The sequence below is a fragment of the Pseudomonas sp. 8_5_2 genome (genome assembly GCF_059295255.1).
Genome location: NZ_CM181238.1, coordinates 3830762 through 3848545, shown reverse-complemented (window position 1 = coordinate 3848545; position 17784 = coordinate 3830762). Strand labels below are relative to the sequence as shown.

18 protein-coding genes and 2 riboswitches are annotated in these 17784 nt (G+C 64.4%); of the genes, 6 read left to right on the top strand and 12 right to left on the bottom strand.

Annotation, left to right across the window (positions count from 1 at the left end; all coding sequences use genetic code 11):
* The first annotated feature begins 216 nt into the window (after positions 1–216).
* The 3 genes from AC5O5R_RS17780 to AC5O5R_RS17770 all read left to right on the top strand — a co-directional run bounded on the left by AC5O5R_RS17780 (position 217) and on the right by AC5O5R_RS17770 (position 2251).
* Complete coding sequence (locus AC5O5R_RS17780; protein ID WP_172220331.1) at positions 217–471, top strand: helix-turn-helix domain-containing protein; 255 nt, start codon at positions 217–219, stop codon at positions 469–471.
* Positions 455–1687 carry a type II toxin-antitoxin system HipA family toxin gene (locus tag AC5O5R_RS17775; protein WP_172220328.1) on the top strand — a complete coding sequence of 411 codons (1233 nt, stop codon included), beginning with the start codon at positions 455–457 and terminating at the stop codon, positions 1685–1687. Before AC5O5R_RS17780 ends, AC5O5R_RS17775 begins: the two co-directional genes overlap by 17 nt.
* Before the next feature lie 69 nt (positions 1688–1756).
* Positions 1757–2251, top strand: a complete 495-nt coding sequence (locus AC5O5R_RS17770; RefSeq protein WP_172220325.1) for a cysteine hydrolase family protein — start codon at positions 1757–1759, stop codon at positions 2249–2251.
* 260 nt (positions 2252–2511) lie between these two features.
* On the opposite strand, the gene AC5O5R_RS17765 is transcribed toward AC5O5R_RS17770, so the two are convergent.
* The gene (locus tag AC5O5R_RS17765) at positions 2512–4080 is read right to left on the bottom strand and encodes a sensor domain-containing diguanylate cyclase (protein ID WP_172220322.1); all 1569 of its coding nucleotides are present in this window, start codon (positions 4078–4080) and stop codon (positions 2512–2514) included.
* A 43-nt stretch (positions 4081–4123) separates the two neighbouring features.
* Positions 4124–4603, bottom strand: a complete 480-nt coding sequence (locus tag AC5O5R_RS17760; RefSeq protein ID WP_172220304.1) for a hypothetical protein — start codon at positions 4601–4603, stop codon at positions 4124–4126.
* Positions 4604–4734: 131 nt separating this feature from the next.
* Between AC5O5R_RS17760 and AC5O5R_RS17755 the strand changes: the two genes are divergently transcribed.
* Positions 4735–5232: a GNAT family N-acetyltransferase gene (locus tag AC5O5R_RS17755; RefSeq protein WP_172220334.1), complete on the top strand. Its 498-nt coding sequence runs from the start codon at positions 4735–4737 to the stop codon at positions 5230–5232.
* A gap of 168 nt (positions 5233–5400) precedes the next feature.
* On the opposite strand, the gene AC5O5R_RS17750 is transcribed toward AC5O5R_RS17755, so the two are convergent.
* The 7 genes from AC5O5R_RS17750 to AC5O5R_RS17720 form a co-directional block, all read right to left on the bottom strand.
* Positions 5401–6738, bottom strand: coding sequence for an OprD family porin (locus tag AC5O5R_RS17750; RefSeq protein WP_172220301.1), 1338 nt, complete (start codon positions 6736–6738; stop codon positions 5401–5403).
* Complete coding sequence (locus AC5O5R_RS17745; RefSeq protein ID WP_172220298.1) at positions 6735–7169, bottom strand: pseudoazurin; 435 nt, start codon at positions 7167–7169, stop codon at positions 6735–6737. The genes AC5O5R_RS17750 and AC5O5R_RS17745 overlap by 4 nt, the downstream gene beginning before the upstream one ends.
* A gap of 17 nt (positions 7170–7186) precedes the next feature.
* Complete coding sequence (locus AC5O5R_RS17740) at positions 7187–7975, bottom strand: ABC transporter ATP-binding protein (protein WP_172220295.1); 789 nt, start codon at positions 7973–7975, stop codon at positions 7187–7189.
* The gene (locus AC5O5R_RS17735) at positions 7972–8988 is read right to left on the bottom strand and encodes a FecCD family ABC transporter permease (protein ID WP_494514628.1); all 1017 of its coding nucleotides are present in this window, start codon (positions 8986–8988) and stop codon (positions 7972–7974) included. Before AC5O5R_RS17735 ends, AC5O5R_RS17740 begins: the two co-directional genes overlap by 4 nt.
* Positions 8988–9998: an ABC transporter substrate-binding protein gene (locus tag AC5O5R_RS17730; RefSeq protein ID WP_172220289.1), complete on the bottom strand. Its 1011-nt coding sequence runs from the start codon at positions 9996–9998 to the stop codon at positions 8988–8990. The genes AC5O5R_RS17735 and AC5O5R_RS17730 overlap by 1 nt, the downstream gene beginning before the upstream one ends.
* Before the next feature lie 111 nt (positions 9999–10109).
* A riboswitch (cobalamin riboswitch) is annotated at positions 10110–10307 on the bottom strand.
* Between the two features lie 27 nt (positions 10308–10334).
* Complete coding sequence (locus AC5O5R_RS17725; RefSeq protein ID WP_172220286.1) at positions 10335–11501, bottom strand: acetyltransferase domain-containing protein; 1167 nt, start codon at positions 11499–11501, stop codon at positions 10335–10337.
* Positions 11502–11679: 178 nt separating this feature from the next.
* Positions 11680–13806, bottom strand: coding sequence for a TonB-dependent receptor (locus tag AC5O5R_RS17720; protein ID WP_172220283.1), 2127 nt, complete (start codon positions 13804–13806; stop codon positions 11680–11682).
* 109 nt (positions 13807–13915) lie between these two features.
* Positions 13916–14122, bottom strand: a riboswitch (cobalamin riboswitch).
* A 163-nt stretch (positions 14123–14285) separates the two neighbouring features.
* Here AC5O5R_RS17720 and AC5O5R_RS17715 point away from each other — a divergent pair.
* Entirely contained in the window at positions 14286–15032 is a 747-nt protein-coding gene (locus AC5O5R_RS17715; RefSeq protein ID WP_172220280.1) for an outer membrane beta-barrel protein, read from the top strand.
* Between the two features lie 33 nt (positions 15033–15065).
* Here AC5O5R_RS17715 and AC5O5R_RS17710 read toward each other — a convergent pair whose 3' ends face one another.
* The 3 genes from AC5O5R_RS17710 to lpxO form a co-directional block, all read right to left on the bottom strand.
* Positions 15066–15635: a GNAT family N-acetyltransferase gene (locus tag AC5O5R_RS17710; protein WP_172220277.1), complete on the bottom strand. Its 570-nt coding sequence runs from the start codon at positions 15633–15635 to the stop codon at positions 15066–15068.
* Between the two features lie 78 nt (positions 15636–15713).
* Positions 15714–16058 carry a carboxymuconolactone decarboxylase family protein gene (locus tag AC5O5R_RS17705; protein ID WP_013973174.1) on the bottom strand — a complete coding sequence of 115 codons (345 nt, stop codon included), beginning with the start codon at positions 16056–16058 and terminating at the stop codon, positions 15714–15716.
* A gap of 119 nt (positions 16059–16177) precedes the next feature.
* The gene (gene lpxO, locus AC5O5R_RS17700; protein WP_494514627.1) at positions 16178–17077 is read right to left on the bottom strand and encodes a lipid A hydroxylase LpxO; all 900 of its coding nucleotides are present in this window, start codon (positions 17075–17077) and stop codon (positions 16178–16180) included.
* A gap of 158 nt (positions 17078–17235) precedes the next feature.
* Between lpxO and thpR the strand changes: the two genes are divergently transcribed.
* Positions 17236–17781 (top strand): RNA 2',3'-cyclic phosphodiesterase, encoded by a 546-nt coding sequence (thpR, locus tag AC5O5R_RS17695; RefSeq protein ID WP_172220257.1) that lies wholly within the window; start codon positions 17236–17238, stop codon positions 17779–17781.
* Positions 17782–17784: the final 3 nt, after the last annotated feature.

The window sequence follows — 17784 nt, the reverse complement described above, 5'->3', positions numbered from 1 at the left end:
GGGGCTGCTTTGCAGCCCTTCGCGGGCGGAAGCGCATCAGGGCTGACAGGCGCTGCATATGCTGTGGCAGGCACCTGTCAGCCCTGTTGCGACCCAATTACTTCCTGGTCGCCTTACCGCTAGAGGATGGAGAAACGCCTGTACAGCTAATTATGAATCAAATACGATGCATTTATCGTGTTTATATAGATATGCATCGCATACAGTGCAGGACACATGAACGACCTTGGTGCTCTGATCAAGAAACTGCGCAAAGCAGCCGGGCTTTCCCAGGCCCAGCTCGCGCTACGTCACGGCATGAGCCGCGCTACCATCTCGGGGATCGAAAACAATTCGATACCCGAGGTCGGTATTCGCAAGGTTGCCGCGATCCTCGAGGGCCTGGGCTACGAACTGACTGCAATGCCCAAGCGGCGGCGGCGTACACTCGACGAGTTGAAGGGCGGGGGCATTCATGATCCGGCAGAGTGACCGCTTGTATATCGGAGCAGGTGGTACGACTGCCGGGACCCTGGGGCGCAGTGAAGAGAACCCGCGCGACACTGTTTTTACCTACAACTCATCGGCTACCGAAGACCAGGCCGTCTCCTTGACCATGCCAACGCGCCTGGAGAGTTACAAGTGGGAATACGGCATCCACCCCTTGTTTGAAATGAACCTGCCAGAAGGCCACCTCAAGGCTGAGCTCATCCGGCGGTTCGGCAAGTCGGTGCGCGGCTTTGACGACTTCGCGCTGCTGGCGATTGTCGGCCCGCATCAGCTTGGGCGTATCAGCATTGCCCAGCATCCCGGTAAGGATGTTCTGCCAGGGATCAAACTGTCCAACCTGCTGGTGCATGACGGGGCGCAAGGCCTGTTTGCTGAACTCATGGACACCTACGCGGCGTACTCGGGCGTCTCCGGTGTGCAACCCAAGGTCCTGGTGCGGGACATCGAGCAGACTTCCCCCGATGTGGATCGGCTGACCCATAGAGGTGCCACGCATCTGGTGAAAGCCTTCAATGAATCCGACTTTCCCCAGTTGGCCGCCAACGAGTTTTTCTGCATGCGGGCGGCGTTGCATTGCGGGCTCGAAGTACCTGATTTCGAGCTCAGCCAGCACGGCAAATTTCTGGTTGTGAAACGCTTCGATATCGGTGACGACGCCTATCTTGGATTCGAAGACATGTGCGTGCTCTCGGGATGGGAAGCGCGCAAGAAGTATGACGGCAGTTATCAGGGCTGCGCCCAGTTGATAAAGCTGTATGTCACGCCCGCTCGGATTCCTGCCGCGTTGGAACACTTTTTCATGATGGTTGCGCTGTGCGCCGGCATCCAGAACGGCGATGCCCACCTGAAGAATTTTGGCCTGCTTTACGAAAACTGTGCAGAGGACGCCGACATCTGGCTCGCACCCGTGTACGACCTGGTAACCACGACGGTTTACAGCAGCCGCGACATCATGGGGCTACTGCTGGGCGGTTCGAAAGCCTGGCCCAAGCGCAAGATGCTGGTACAGTTCGGGCGTACGGCATGCAACCTCACCGAAGCACGCTGCAACGAGTTGCTCGCCAGAGTGGCGACCGGGATGAAGCGTGCGATGGGCGAGCTTTCGGATTACCGCATCAGCCATCCGCAATTCGATGAGGTAGGGGCGAAGATGGCCGCTGCATGGGCCTCGGGGTTGGCCAGGAGTATCGAGCCCTAGTTCACGGGGCGACTGCGTTATCAGCGTCGCGCTATACTCCGCGGCTTTTGCCCGTGCCGGAATCCGCCCATGCGCCAGGTTTTGCTCATCGTCGATGTCCAGTCCACCTTCAGCCCGCCGGAATGGTTGGTCGATGGCTTGCGACGGTTGTCGGCGAACATTCCCACCATCGCCTCGGTCGAGCTGCACGACGAGCAGGTCACCCCGTTCGAGCGTCAGCTTGGCTGGCACCCGGCGGCCGAAGACGAGAGCCTGATCGAGGCCGACCAGGTGTTCGTCAAGCATGGCTACGGGCAAAGCGCCGAGGCCATCGAGTACATCCGCCAACTGGGCGTGGAGCGGGTGCTGGTGTGTGGGCTGCAGACCGAAACCTGCGTGCTGGCCGCAGGCTTCGCGCTGTTCGATGCGGGGCTGATGCCGACCTTGGTCACCGACATGACGGTTGGCTCGTCGCTGGACCGCTCGGGCAAGCTGGGCATCGAGCTGTGGCAGCATCACTTCCGCCAGGTCACCACCTCGGCAGCGGTACTGGCCGAGCTGGCGGAGTCATCCACAGGCATGTAATCACCTTGCCGTCAGGCGACGCCAATGCTCAACCGGGCGCGCGGGCACGGATCGAGACAGGGCCAGTCTCGTACCCGGACTATGGCCATTACCTGGCAGTTTCGACCTTCTCCGGCTTCAAGGACTTCGCCCGGGCCTATCAGGCCAGGGCCACGGTCGAGGTCACGCCACAGATCACCGAGCTGGCCCGGCGCCGACGGGCGCACGGAAAACCTGGTCAACCTGCCAGGGCTGCTGTGCAGCCCAACGCCGGCAGGGGATCAAGTAACCGTTACCCGGTTGCGCCCCTGCTGCTTGGCCTGGTAGAGCGCCCGGTCGGCATCACTCAAGGCATCACCGGGCTCGCCGGTTTCGCCGCTCCAGCGTGCCACGCCCAGCGATACAGTCACCGCGCCTACCGGCGGCATCGGCGTGGCCTGAACCGTCGCCCGCAGCCGTTCGGCGACCGCTGCCGCCGCCTCCAGGCTCGCCCCCGGCAGCAGCATCAGGAACTCCTCGCCGCCGGTGCGGCACAGTAGGTCACCCTCGCGGCAGCAGCGGCGCATCAGTTCTGCCAGACGCCGCAGCAACTGGTCGCCGACCTCGTGGCCATGGCTGTCATTGACCCGCTTGAAATGGTCGATGTCCAGCGCGATTACCGCAAACGCCCGGCCCTCGGCTTCCAGCAGCGACAGGCTGAAATCCAGGCCGCGACGGTTGCCCAGGCCGGTGAGCGGGTCGGTCTGGGCGTCACGATTGAGCCGGCCGATGCGCTCCTGCAGCAGGTTCAGCCCGAACAGCAAGGCGCGCTTGAGCTCGGCCGCCTCGTAGTACCAGGCCGCCACTCGGTGCAGGCGCTCGGCAGTGCCAGCGCGGTCCATCGAACGGGCGCCTGCGGCCAGTTGCCAGAGTGGCCGGGCAATGGTCATCGCCAGCCACCACAGCAGCAGGCTGCCCACCAGCGCGAAGGGGGCCGAGGTGCCAACCACGTTGAGTATCAGGTGGCTCAGTGGCGCTACTGTCTGCGCCAACGGCTGCTGCGCCACAACGCCCCAGCCAGCGCTGGGCACGTTGGCGAAACCGGCGAGCATTTCCACGCCCTGGCTGTTGGTCAGTTGCCGGGTGCCGCTGCCCAGTGTGGTCAATTGGTCGATCAGGGCGTTGCCTTGCACCACCGAGCCCACCCGCTGACTGTCGGGGTGATACAACAGCCGCCGGTTACGGTCGACCACATACAGGTATGAACCGTCCTTGTAGAAGTGCTCGCCCAGCAGGCTGTTGAGAATGTTGCGCTCACGCAGGTACAAGCTGCCGCCAACGTACCCGAGGTAGCGGCCGTTGCTGTCGAACATGGGGTGCGACAGCGCCACCACCAGGTTGCTGGCCGCCGACACGTAAGGAGTGGAAACCAGCGGGCTGCGCGCCTGCAGCGCCTCCTGCACGCCGGGCGACTGCATACGGCTACCGACCAGGTGCCGCAGCGGCGCCGGTGAAATCGCCAGCAGCACGCCGTTGGTATCGATCACGAACGTTGAGTTGAAGGCCATGCTCTGGCCCAGGACGCGGTCGGTTTCCCCTTGCAGGGCTGCGCCGTCGCCCAGCTGCCGGCTTTGCACACCGGCACTGAACGACAGCTGCTGCAAGGCGTTGCCGATGAAGGTTTCGGTGATGGCTGCCAGCTTTGATGCATACACCCGGTTGGCTTCAAGGGCGTGGTCGATCAGCAGCTGGCGCTGCACCCGGTAGCTGGCAAAATAGCTGGCGCACAGCATGACCAGGGCGGTAAAGGCGCACAGCACCAGAATGAGTGTGCGTAGATCCAGGCGCAATCCGTGCTTGGCGTGTGGCAATCCTGACCTCGGTCGATGCGGTGGGTGGTGTGGGCAGCGGCGCTCAGGAACCGGCTTTTTGCAGCGCGCTCAGCTCGTCTTCCACCTGCTGCATACGCTGTTCTACCAGGGCTTGCACCTTCACGTCGCGGGCGCTTTCGCGCATCAGTGCGGTGAGTTTCTCGCTCAGGCGTTTGCCGGCTTCGGTGTCCTCCAGGGCGCGGGCCTTGGCCGGGTCCTGGGTGGCGGCCACGATGGTGGCGAACTCGGCGTCGCTGAAGTTCTTTTCGCTGTACAGCCGGAACAGGTCCTGGCGCTGGTCCTCGACGGTCAGGTGCTTGCGCAGCACTTGCTCGATGGTCGCTTGCGGCAACTGGGGGTGGGTGCGGCGCAGGAGCACGGCCATGCGTTCGATGTTGTGCGTGTAGGCATCCTGCAGCGGCAACTGGGCAAGGATCTGTTGTTCACGAGAGGGTTTCTGGTCGCAGGCGGCAAGGGCGGCAGTCAGCAGCAGGGGCAACAGCAACGTCTGGAAGCGAGGCATGAGGTGGCCTGGTCGGGCAGTGAAGACTGCCGATTATACCGATGTCCAGCGGGCCACGACGAGCCCTGTGATTTGCCTTGCGCGGCACACTGGGGTAGAACTCTGGCCTTTCGACCACTGCCATGAGCCACATGCCGAACTGCACCCTGCAACCTGTGGCGCGCGACGCCATTGCCGAAGTCGTGGCGTTTGTCGACAGCGCCCGCCGCGAGCTGTTCCCGATGCTGGCCAATGCACCGTTGCCGCGTGACCTGGCGCAGTTCGCCGAGACCTACCTGGACGGCGCGGGCTGCTTTCTGGAGGCCCGTGATGACGGGCAGCTGGTGGCGGTGATCGGCTATCTGCCTTATGACCACCGCTTTGCCCAGCTCGATTACCACGCCCGGCGGGTGGTCGAGGTGGTGCGCCTGTTCGTCTCGCCGGCCTACCGTCGGCATGGCCTGGCCGCGGCGTTGTTTGCGGCATTGCGCGAGCGAGCGGAGCAGGCGGGTGTCGACTGCCTGTACCTGCATACCCACCCGTTCCTGCCGGGGGCGATCGCGTTCTGGCAGCGGCAAGGGTTCGCGGTGGTGGATGTGGAGCAGGACCCGGTCTGGCAGACCACCCACATGCAGTTGCGCCTGGGCTGACAATGACAAAGCGCCGCGCTGGCCTCTTCGCGGCTAAACCGCTCCTGGAACTGCACATAGCTGACTGATTTAGCAGGGACCCTGTAGGAGCGGGTTTACCCGCGAAAGGGCCGGTCCAGCCAATACACGGATCAGCGCATCAGCCCCGACTCAAGCAACGCGGGGGTGTCAGAACGCCCCCGACAACGGCCATTCCACCGCCAAGCGTATCTGGTCCCCATCCAGCTCTGCCTGCGCCGTATTGCCCCGGTGCACGTTATGCCTCAGCGAAAACGTGGTGCCCTTGGCTTTGCCACTCTGCACCACATAGCGCGCCTCCAGGTCCCGCTCCCAATGCTTGCCACCCTTGCCGTAGCCCAGGTACGCATAACCGCCCGCAGGGTCGACGTGGCTGCCATCGATATCGAACCCGCGCACGTACAACGCCGTCAGGTTCAGCCCCGGCACGCCGTAGGCGCCCATATTCAGGTCATAGCGGGCCTGCCACGACTTTTCGTTCGGCGCGTTGAAGTCCGACATCTGCACCGCGTTGGCAATGAAGATCGCCCCTCGGGTCACGTAATCGAAAGGCGTATTGCCGTCCACCTGCTGCCAGCCCAGGCTGAAACCGTGCGGCCCTTGGTTGTAGCGCGAGACCAGGCTCCAGGTGGTGTTGTCGATACGCCCTGACAGCGCCTTGCCGGTGTCGGTGGTGCGGTACAGGTTGAGGTCCAGGCTGATACTGCGGCGATCATCCAGGGCATGGCTGAGCGTGCTGCCCAGGTAGTGCTGGTTCCAGCTGTCCTCGTAGCGTGAGCTGTAGAGGCTGCCGCTGAAGGCGGGGGCGGGGTTCCAGACTACGCCCGCCAGGTCGAAGCTGTTGCCCTGGCGGCCGTTGGAATAGTTCACCACAAAGCCTTGGTCGTGGCTGGACGCATTGCGGTCGGTACTTTCGTTGAAATGCCCGGCCACCAGCTTGAGGGTGTCGAACTCGTTGCTGGTGAGGAAGAAGCCGGTGGCGGTCTCGGGCAGCAGGCGGCTGTCGGACGAGCTGAACACCGGGGTCTTGATCCGTTGCTCACCATAAGACAGCACGGTATTGGACAGGCGCAGCTTCAGCGCAGCCCCTGCGCGGCTGTACTGGTTTTTTGGGTGGCCAGCGTTGTCCACCCCCAGCAGGCGCGCCTTGCCCGCGCGGCCGCCGCCGCTGTCGAGCTGCACGCCCAGATAGGCATGGGCATCCACGCCGACACCGATCAGCCCTTGGGTGAAGCCGGACTGCACGCTGCCCATCAAGCCATAGGCCCATTCCTCGGCCTTGCCGTTGCGCTCGCTACGTGGCTTGTAGGCATTGCGCGCAGCGCTGTTGCGCCCGCCATGCTTGAAGTCGCGCTGGTCGAACACGCTGCGGTTGAGGATATTCCAGCTGCCATCCTCGACAAAACCATTGCTTTGCGACTGGGCGGATTCGGCCTGGGCGAAGGGGGCAAGGCCCAGCAGCGGTAGGGCCAGCAGCAGTCGGGTCATTGCCCGGCCCCAAGCTTTTGCAGTTGTGCTGCAAAGCGCGTTTTGGCCCGTGCCGGCAAGCTGGCGGGCAGTTCTGCAGCCGGCGCGTCACCCACCTGGATCAGCATCACCATGCCCATCGCCAGGTGCGCAATGCACTGGATGCCGTACACCCCGGGCACGCTGAACGTCTGCTCGAACGGCTGGTTCAGCTTGCTCTTGAACGGTTCGGCGCCGGCGGGCAGCAACCCTGCGACGCTGGCTGCGTTGTGGCCGCTCTGGGTGGGCAGGAAGCGCACGCTGTCGCCGGGGGCGATGTGCAGGTGGTCCGGCTCATAGACCATTGCCCCCTCGCTGCCACGGTTGAGCATTTTCACTTCATGCACCTCGGCCAGCGCGGCCGGGGCAAGCAGGGCGCTGGCGAGCAGCAGGGCGACAGGGCGCAACAGCATGGGCAGAACTTCCTGGTTCAGGGGGCGCGGAAACGCAGGATGCGCGCGCCGTCGAAAGGGTCGGTGAGGTAGCGGGCATGGACGCCAAAGGTGCTCAGCAGGCGTTCGGGGGTGAGTACCTCGAACGGTTTGCCGAGGGCGACCAGGCGGCCTTGGTCGAGTACCGCGATGCGGTCGCAGGTGAGCGCCTGGTTGAGGTCGTGCAGGGCCACCAGGGTGGTTACCGGCAGCGCCTGCACCTGTTGCAGCAGGCTCAGCTGGTGCTGGATATCCAGGTGGTTGGTCGGCTCGTCCAGCAGCAACACCTGCGGCCGCTGCGCCAGGGCGCGGGCGATGTGCACGCGCTGGCGCTCGCCACCGGACAGCGAGCCCCACAGGCGTGTGCGCAGGTGCAGGGCATCGAGGTCGGCCAAGGCTTGCTCGACGATGGCGCGGTCGTGCGAGGCAAACGGTGCCAGTGCCGACAGCCAGGGTGTACGGCCAAGGGCCACGGCGTCGAATACGCTGATCGCATCGAGGGTGTCGGCCTGCTGCTCGACCAGTGCCAGGGCCTGAGCAACACGACGGCGCGGCAACCGCGCCAGGGGTTCGCCCAGTAGCTGCACGCTGCCGCTGGCCGGTTTGCGCAGCCCCGCCAGCAACTTCAGCAGCGAGGATTTGCCGGAGCCGTTGGGGCCGACGATGCCCAGGGTTTCGCCACTCACCACATCGAGGTCGATAGCCTCGAGCACGGTTCTGCCGGCCAGTTGCAGCCCCAGGCCCTGGCAGCTCAAGGGAGCGAGCTGTAGCGCGGTCATGACTGTCATGGGCGCCCTCGACGGCTGACCAGAATCAAGGCGAAGACCGGTGCGCCGATCAGTGCGGTGACAACACCAACCGGGATTACCTGGCCGCTGATCAGCGTGCGCGAAAGGATGTCGGCGGCAATCAGGAACAGCGCGCCGCCCAGGGCGCTGGCCGGCAGCAGACGGCTGTGGCCGGGGCCGAGGATCAGCCGCAGGGCATGCGGGATTACCAGGCCGACAAAGCCGATGGCGCCGACGATGGACACCATCACCGCCGTCACCAGCGCCGCGCAGCTGATCAGCAGCAACTGGGTACGGCGCACCGGGATGCCCAGCGACGCAGCCGAATCGACGCCAAAAGTGAAGGCATCCAGCGCGCGGCGATGCCACAGGCACACCAGCAAACCGCACAGCGCCACCGGCACCGCCAGCCACACCGAGGGCCAGCGCACACCACTGAGGTTGCCCAGCAGCCAGAACAGGATGCCGCGCGCCTGCTCGGCAGTGGCCGACTTGGTGATCAGGAACGCTGTCAGGGCGTTGAACAGTTGCGAGCCGGCGATACCGGCGAGTATCACCTGCGCGTTGTTGCTGCTGGGCCCGGCCGCGCGGGCCAGCACCAGCACCAGGGCGAATGCCGCCACGGCGCCGATGAAGGCGCCGGCAGACATGCTCAGTGCCAGGCTGCCTAGCCCCAGCAGGCCGACCAGCACCGCGCCAGTCGAGGCGCCGGCCGACAGCCCGAGCAGGTACGGTTCGGCCAGCGGGTTGCGCAACAGCGCCTGCAGGATCACCCCGCAGGTGGCCAGGCCGGCACCGCAGGCTGCGGCGACCAGGGTGCGGGTCAGGCGGTAGTTCCAGACGATGCCGGCGTCGATCGGGTCGACCGGGTAGCCGGCCTGCCACAAATGGTTGGCCAGGACCTGGCCGACCGCGCTCGGCGACAGGCTGGTTTCGCCGATTACGGTGCCGGCCAGCAGCGCCGCCAGCAGGGCTGCCAGGGCAACTGCGAGGCTGGGTAGCAGGCGGCTCATCACGGCGCTGCTTTACCGCTGGCGAAGGCACTGGCCAACGTCTGCACACCGCGGAACAGGCGGATACCCGCCTGCATGGCGTCGGCATCGAGGATGATGATGCGGTCGTGCCTGACCGCGTCCATGTTGCGGGTAACCGGGTCGCTGCGCAGGAATTCAAGCTTCTTCTGGTAGTCATCGGCGGGGAAGCGGCGACGGTCCATGCGCGCGATGATCAGCCAGGTCGGGTTGGCCTTGGCCAGTGTTTCCCAGCCCACGGTTGGCCATTCCTCACTGGACTCGACCACGTTGCGCACGCCGAGGCTGCGCAGCATGAAGTCGGCGACCCCTTGGCGGCCTGCCACGTAGGGGTCGATGTCCAGGTCGGCGCTGGAGAACCAGAACAGCGCCGAGGTCGCCGACAGGTCCTTGCCGGCCAATTGCGCCCTGGCGCTGTCCAGGCGGCCTTTCAGTTCGGTGTTCAGCGCGGTGCCGCGGTCCTGCACGTCGAAGATCTCGGCCAGCTGGCTGACGCTCTTGTAGATGCTGTCGACCTGGAACGCCTGCAGGCGAGTGCCGTCTGCGCCCACCAGGTTGTCCTTGCCTTCGCAGTCCGAGGGCAGCAGGTAGGTGGGGATGTTCAGTTCGTCGAACTGTTCACGGGTGCCGACCACGCCCTGGGCGCCGACCATCCATTCGAACTGCACCGCCACCAGTTGCGGGCGCTTGCCTGCTACCGCCTCAAAGCTGGGGTCGTTGTCGGCCAGGCGCGGCACTTTGTCGTTCTGTGCCTGGTATTCGGGCAGCACGTTGTTGAACCACAGCGAGGTACCCGCCAGTTTGTCACCAAGCCCCAGTGCGTAGAGCATTTCGGTGCCGGCCTGGCCGATGGTGACGGCGCGTTCCGGTGCCTGGGCGAAGGTCTGCGGCTGGCCGCAGTTATCGACAGTCAGCGGGTAGTGAGTGGCGGCGGCCTGGGCCAGGCCGGTAAAACCAAGGCCGGCGAGCAGGGTGGCGATGCGGGGCAGCATGCGGGGCGATCTCCTATCGGACAGTTCTGGTGAGGAACGCACGGACAGGCATCGCCGAGCCCCCGCTGGCGGCAGGGGCAACACTGATAGCCAATCCCGGACACCCCGCCGGTTGGTGAATGCAGGCCGGCAGGTCTCCTGACTGATGCGTCATGGCCCGGCTCCGGCCTTCCCGGGTCGGTCACCCAGTGGCATCGATGGAGCAGGCTCGGCATCTACAGTTGCGGGGGCAGTTCCGTTTGGCCCGTGTTGGCAGGCCTGGGATTCCCTATTATTTCCGTGGTGGAAACCGGCGGCCCGCATGGTAGACCATCACGCCGCCGGTTAAAACGCTTTTCAGAAGTACTTCAGCCAGGTGATGTCGCGCCGCCGCGCCTTCAGGCGGGCGAACCCGCGCACCGGCAGGTACAGCGAAACCGCCAGCAATACCGCGGCCAGCCATACCGCGGCGATGCCGTCAAAGCCGAAGTAGTCGCCCTGGTTGAGACCGAACAGCGCCACGCTGGCCAGGTACAGCAGCTTCAACACATACAGGTGCAGCAGGTAGAAGAACATCGGCGCCGCACCGAACACCGCCAGGGCGCTGATCCAGCGCGCCTGCCCGGCACGCTCGAAGGCGCGCAGCAGCAGCAGGCCACAGCCCAGGGTCAGGGCCAGGAACAGCAGCGACGGTGGGTATTTGGTGATGTTGAAGAAACTCATCAGGGTTTGCGTGAGGGTCGGGTAACCATTCCAGGGCGCCTCGCCGTAGCCGTTGAGCATGCGCAGCACGACAAAGCCCAGTAGTGCGATCAGCCCGGCCACCCGCAAGCGCTGCTGGCGTCGACCGGCTTCGCTGCCGCGCGCGAACCAGGGGCCCAGGCCGTAACCCAGGGCGATCACGCCGATCCACGGCAGCACCGGGTAGGAGGTGCGCAGGCGCAGGTTGTCGGAGAACTCCAGCCAGCCGCGGTCATGCAGGATCGCCCATGGCACGTGCAGGGCCGACTCCACACCGAAGTGCAGGCCATCAAGCAGGTTGTGGCCGGCGATGATCATCGCGCCCACGGCGATCAGGGCTGCGCGTGGCAGCCACACCAGCAGCGACAGGGCGATCATGCTGACGCCGATCGCCCAGATCACTTGCAGGTAGATCACGCTGGGCGGCAGTTGGAAGGTCCAGGCGAAGTTGACCAGGGTGAACTCCAGCACCACCAGGAACAGCCCGCGCTTGAACAGAAACGCCGAGACATCGCTACGGCCCTGGTACTTCTCGCCGTACAGCCAGGCTGACAGGCCGGTCAGCAGGACGAACACGGGCGCACACAGGTGCGCCAGGGTGCGGCTGACGAATAGCGACGGTTCGGTGGTGTCGATGGCCATCGGGTCGCCGACCTGATGGTGCAGGAAGAAGGTTTCGCGGACATGGTCCAGGAGCATGAACAGGATCACCAGGCCGCGCAGGGCGTCGATGCTCTGCAGGCGCTGGGTAAGCAGGGTAGGGGTGGCGCTGGCGCTTGTCATGGGGGATCGCTGGCAAGAATGGATGTCAAATGGAATGTTATCTTATAACTTATTGGGGTTTGATGGGTAGGGGTTTTTGTGTTGCCTGGTGGTTGCCACCAGATATGCAGCGCCTGTCAGCCCTGATGCGATCCCTATGCCAGCCCTGCCCCAAACAAGCCGACCCAGGCAACCCAGTTCAAAACCTATAATCCACCGTCGCAAACCAGGCCCGTGGCATCCCCATCAACCACTGCTCACCACTGAACGCCGACACCACATACTCCCTGTCAAACACGTTGTTCACCTGCAAGCCCAAACGCACATCCGGCAACACCCGCCAGGCGATATTGGCATCGACCACGGTATACCCGGGGGCGCTCTGGGTATTGGCGGTGTCGGCATAACGCTCATCCACGTAGCGCGCACCCACGCCGGCCTCGACCTGCTGGCCAAAGCCTTTGCTCAACCACAGGTTGGCCGTGCGCCGGGGCACGTTTGCCGGCCGGTTGCCCGCGCGGTCCTGGGCTACACCACCCACCGTCTCGTCAAAGTCGTCATACCTGGCGCGCACCAGCGACGCGTTTACCGACACCTGCCACTGATGCGCCAGCGCCAGCTCCAGGGTCGCCTCCAGGCCATCCGAGGTCTGCTGGCCGGCCTGCTGCTTGTCGTGGGTGAGCGGGTCGTCCACCAGCAGCTTGTTCTTGACGATATGGTAGGCCGCCAATGTCCATTCGCCGCGCCCCTCCCAAAAGCGCTGCTTAAGGCCCACTTCGGTCTGCTTCGCTTCGGTCAGGTCGTAGTGCATCTGTGCCGGGCTCAGGCTGATGAGGTTGTCTACCCCGTCCTCGCTGGTGGAATACTGGCCGTACAACGACAGATCCTCCGTCAGCGCAAAAACCAGCCCGGCGCGCCAGTTGCCGCCTTGCAGGCTGCGGTCGCTGCGGCTGTCATTGCCCAGGTTGTCGCGGTCGATATGGTTCTGGTCACGGCGCACGCCGGTCACCAGCGACAGGCGATCGGTGAGTTGCAGGCGGTTTTCCGCAAACAGCGCGAAGGTGCCGGTGGTGGCGAGCGATTGCGGTCGCAGCGGCGAGGCGCTGTGGAAGTCGCCCGGTTGCGGCTGCCACGGGTCGATGTAGTCGCCGCCCACATCGTCGTACGGCGCATTGCTGTCGATGTTGAAACGGACCTTGTTGTACTCGGCACCCACCACCGTCTTGCTGGCCAGCCCGAACAGGCTGTGATCGAAGGCGAACGTCTGACGGTCGCCGAACTGCTCCTGGTTGTGCTTGATCTCCAGGTAGCTGCCGCGTAGCAGCTGCTGGCGCGCGGCGTCCCAGCTGTACGCCTCGGCATTGCGCCAGTGGCGGCGGCTTTTCATGTAGTACAGCTGGTTGCTGGCGCTGACCTGGTCGCTCAGCGTCCAGTCCGTGGTCAGGCGGGTCCACTCATCGACGTAGTGCTGCTTGTCGTTCTGCACGTTGTAGTTCTTGTAGCGCAGGCTGCTGCGGTAGTGGCCGTCGATCAGCGGCGTGCCGTAGTAATTGGCAGGCTTGGCATCGCCGCGCTCGTGGGCGAGGGTGAAGCTGAGGTCGTCAGTGGCGTCGAAGCGCAACGCGGCGCTGAGCGCCAGGCTGTGCGAGGGGGTGCGGTCAACCCAGCCATTGCCGGCTTGCTGGTTCAGCGTAAGCCGGTAGCTCAGGCGTTCGTCCAGGCTACCGCCACTGTCCAGCCCGAGCTGCTGGCGGTCCCATGAACCGTAACCCAGGCGCAGGTGATTGCGGATGTCGCCGCTGAAGGGCTTTTTCGGGATCACATTGACCACCGCACCGGTTGCACCCTCGCCATACAGCACCGACGCCGGGCCACGCAGCACGTCGATGCGCTCCACCATCCACGGGTCGACCGGGAATGTCTGGGTGCCCGCGCCGGCATACATGCGCGCGCCGTCGAACAGCGTCATCACCGAGCCGTGCCCGGTGAAGCCGCGAGCTGCAAGCCCCGTCCCGCCATCGCCTGGCGAGCCGATGTAGGTAATGCCCGGTGAACGGGTTACCGCATCCTGCACGCTGAGGTTGTTGCGCTGCTGGATCTGCTCGGCGCTGATGCTGCTGGTGCTGGCGGGTGTTTCCAGGGCACTGAGGCCCAGGCGCGACCCGGCCGTCGTCGGGGTGGCGAGGTCGAGGATGCGGTTGTCGAACGTGTCGGTGATGGCCGTTGACGGCAGGGCCAGAGGCTTTGGGTCGAAGTCATCGGCCTGGGCCGGCAGGGCGACGGCCAGGCAGGCCGCCAGGGGGTGAAGCTTGAAGATACGGGACATGTCGTTCCACTGCTGCAGGAATGAATGCATCCCGGTGGAAAACACGCAAAGGCTTGCCGTGCAGGCGAGCGCGCGCACGGATTCCGGCCTGCGCCCGCCCACCGCGGGTTGCCAAACAAGGCTTCAGGCCGGTCTCCGGGCTTGCGAGGGGCATGAAACCTTCACCTTCCCATGCCTGAGCACAGTGGTATCTCGAAGGGTTCGCTCGCTTACCGTTGCGGGGGCAGCGCCGGACTTGTCGTGGGCAACACGATGCACCGGCTTCCCGTTTCACCTTGCGCGCGGCGGCGCAGGGCACCTGAAACTGGCGCGCATATGACCACTGCACAGCACGGTCGTCAACCATCGGGCTGACAGGCAATCGCGTGATGAACGGCAAATTCCTGAATATTTGCTGAAGCTTTTTCGAACTATCGCGCCGCCGGGCGTTTCGGAATGTGGGCTAGCTACCCGTTTACATGTCATGGAGACATAGATGCATGCCTACTCATAACCTGCTCCGCCACACCTGCATCCTTGCCCTGATGGGCACCCCGTTGGCAGCCCATGCCGCACCCAGCACCGACCCTCTGTTCACCGTCGGCATTCTCGGCGCCTACGACGAATTCAAGTTTCAGGGCGGCAGTGAAACCCAGACCGAACACGTTGACGAAGGCGGCATCTTTGCCGGCTTTGGCAACAAGATGACCGCAGAGTCCGGTTTCATTTACCAGCTGGGTGCCGAAGGCAAGTATGCCGAGAAGCACGACAACAAACTCAAGGAGGGGCAGGCAGGGCTGGACCTGGGCTGGCGTGCGGCGGTGGATGCGCGCAACTTCGTCGATGTGATCGTGGGCGGCGGCTACATGTGGTCACGGTTTGAAACCGAGCACCGCAGGATCGAAAGCGAACTCACCTACAAGGCGCCGTTCGCCAAGGCGGCGTTGGGTTACAACCACCAGTTCGATGCGGCCACCTTGCGCGTGGAAGCCGGTGTACGGCGAACCCTCGATGGCCGGGTAAAACTGAAGGTGGAAGACTTTGGCAGTGACAGTGCGGACATGAAAGACCGCACCAACCCTTATGCCGAGGTGACCCTGCTGATGAACCAGCAAGGCAACCTGCCGATCCAGGCGGGCGTGTACTACACCCGCACCGAATACCGGCTCGACGACGAGACGCTGTTGGCCGACAACACCGAGCTCAAGCGCGACGAGTACGGCTTCAAGATAGGCCTGGCCTTCTGATCCGGCGGCCCTGCAAACGCACCTGCAGGGCCTTTACCGACCGCGCCGCCGCGACACGCGTGCTTCGATGTTCTTGCGCCCGATCAGCAGCGGCGGTTTCTCTGTCACCGGCTCATCGGCCAGCCACTTGTACATCACCAGGCAGTCCACCAGCCCCAGGCGGGCATGGCGATAGGCCTTGGGCAGCCGGCCAACCGTTTCGAAGCCCAGCTTGTGCCACAACGCCACCGCCACCTCGTTGCTGGCCACCACCGAGTTGAACTGCAGGGCCAGAAAGCCTTCCTGGCGTGCCAGCTTCTGCGAATGTTCGCACATCAGGCGTGCCACGCCCCGGCCGCGGGCGCTCTCGCAGACCATGTAGCCGCAATTGCCCACGTGCGCGCCAGGGCCGGCCGCGTTGGCCTTGAGGTAATACGAACCCAGCAGCTCGCCATCCTCCTCTGCCAGCAGCGTGTGCAATGGCAGCTCCAGCCACAATTGGCGGGCCTGTTCGGCGTTCAGGGCGGGGTCGAATGCGTAAGTTTCGCGGGCCTGGACGGTGGCCTGGAAGGTCGGCCAGAAACGTTCGAAGTCTTCCGGCGTCATGGGGCGAATGTGGATCATGCGGGTTCCTGCGCGGGCTGGGCCGCCCAGTCTGGGCGGCGCGGCGCCGTCGCGCAAGGGTGGCGGCGCCGTTTGTGCTCAGCCGTTGGCCTTGCCCACTGCATCCATGGCCCGCGCCGAGTAGACCAGTGCGGCCCCGGCGTTCATCGCCACGGCCACGCCGAGCGCCTCGGCAATTTCCTCGCGGCTGGCGCCATGCTTGACCGCCTGCTGCGAGTGCACGGCGATGCAGCCGTCACAGCGGGTGGTCACGGCCACGGCGAGGGAAATCAGCTCGCGGGTCTTGGCGTCGAGGTGGTTGGTCTTGGCCCCCGCACCACTGGCGGTCATGTAGCCGGCCACGGTGTCGGGGGAGAGTTGCTTGAGATCGCCGATGCCGGCCATCAACTGCTTACGGTAGGCGTCCCAGTCCATCATGCTCATCGTCTTCACCTTGGGGTGGTTGCGAGTGGAGCTTTCAGGCTAGTCGAAGAGTGGCAGGTGTGAGGCTTGTACTTTGGTGGGTGTACGCAGGTCGTAGGCAAAACGGCCTGCGTTGCCGGTCAGATGTAGATGAACACCAGCAGCAGCGCGGCGACCACTGCCCACTTTTCCAGGTAGTAGCGTGTGCGGTTGCGCTTTTTCATCGCCTTGCCGCGCTCACGGATCTTGTAGATGCGGGTAAACAGCCGGTTGATGCCGCCGGTCTTGTCGCCGGCACCGTTGGGCGCTGCTGCGGCGGCCATGACCTTGCGGCTGAACCAGCGGTTGAACGCCGTGGCCCAGCGGTACTTGAGCGGGCGTTCGACGTCGCAGAACAGGATGATGCGGTTGTGTTCGGTGTTGTTGGCCGCGTAGTGGATATAGGTCTCGTCAAAGATCACCCCCTCGCCATCGCGCCAGGAGTACTTCTCGCCGTCAACGTCGATATAGCAGCCATCGTCGTTCGGCGTGTCCAGGCCCAGGTGGTAGCGGTACGAGCCGGCGTACGGGTCACGGTGGCGCACCAGCTTGGCGCCTGGCGGCAAGGTGGCGAACATGGCGGCCTTGACCGTGCCGATGTCTTGCAGCAATTCGGTGGTACGCGGGCACAGGGCCATTGCCGACGGGTGGCTTTCGCCATACCACTTCAGGTAGAAGCGCTTCCAGCCAGTCTTGAAGAACGAGTTGAAACCGACGTCGTCGTAATTGTCGGACTTCTTGATTGCGCCCACGTGCAGCAGCTGGCGGCCCTCCTCGCGGATTTCCTGCCAGTGGTCCTGCAGCGGCTTCAGTTCGGGAAAGGCTTCGACCGGCAGGTAAGGCTTGGCCGGGTGCCTGGAAAACAGGTAAAGGAAGGCGTTGACCGGCGCCAGGAAGCTGGAGTGGTCACCCAGTTGGCGGGTCAGCTTGTGACGCACCCGGCCGCGCAGGTGAACATAGGCGATCGAGAAAACGAAGATAAGTACGAGTGCAATTTTCATGGACGTTTACTTGTCGAAAAATGGCCATGCGCCATGGCATAAGCCCGCCAGCATAAACAATCATGGGGGCAGTTTGTACTTATTGTTACGAAAGTGCGGGGCGACTTAGGTGTAATGCCCTACAGTCTTGCGCAAACGATTCATGTACGGGAGTTCACATGGTTCAGGATGTCCGCCCCAGCGGCGCCCCCTTCAAGCGGCTGTTTTTTGCCTTGCCGGTCAGTGATGCCCAGCGCCGTGCGCTTGCCGACTGGCGGCGCAGCCTGGGTATGCGCAGCGGCAAGCCGGTAGCGGCCGCCAATTTCCACGTGACCCTGCTGTTTCTCGGCGATGTGGATGCCGCCCAGGTGCCAGCGATATGCGCTGCGGTCGACCAGTTGGCGCTGCCGGCCAAGCCCCCCCGGCTGCTGCTCGACCGTTTGCAGGTGTGGCAGCGGGCCAGCGCCCTGGTGCTGGAGGCGCAGCAGGTACCACCGGCCCTGCTGCAACTGGTCTACGCCCTGCAGCAGGCCTTGCTACCGTTGGGCGTGCAACCGGCCAGCCGTGAATACCGCCCGCACCTCACGCTTTCCCGGGACTACCACGGCCAGCCGCCAGAGGCTGCTAGCGCGCCGGAGTTCTACCTCGCGGCCCGCCATTTCACCCTGTACGAGTCGCGCAAGGGCGCGTACTGGCCGCTGGCGCAATGGCCGCTGTCGGACTGAACC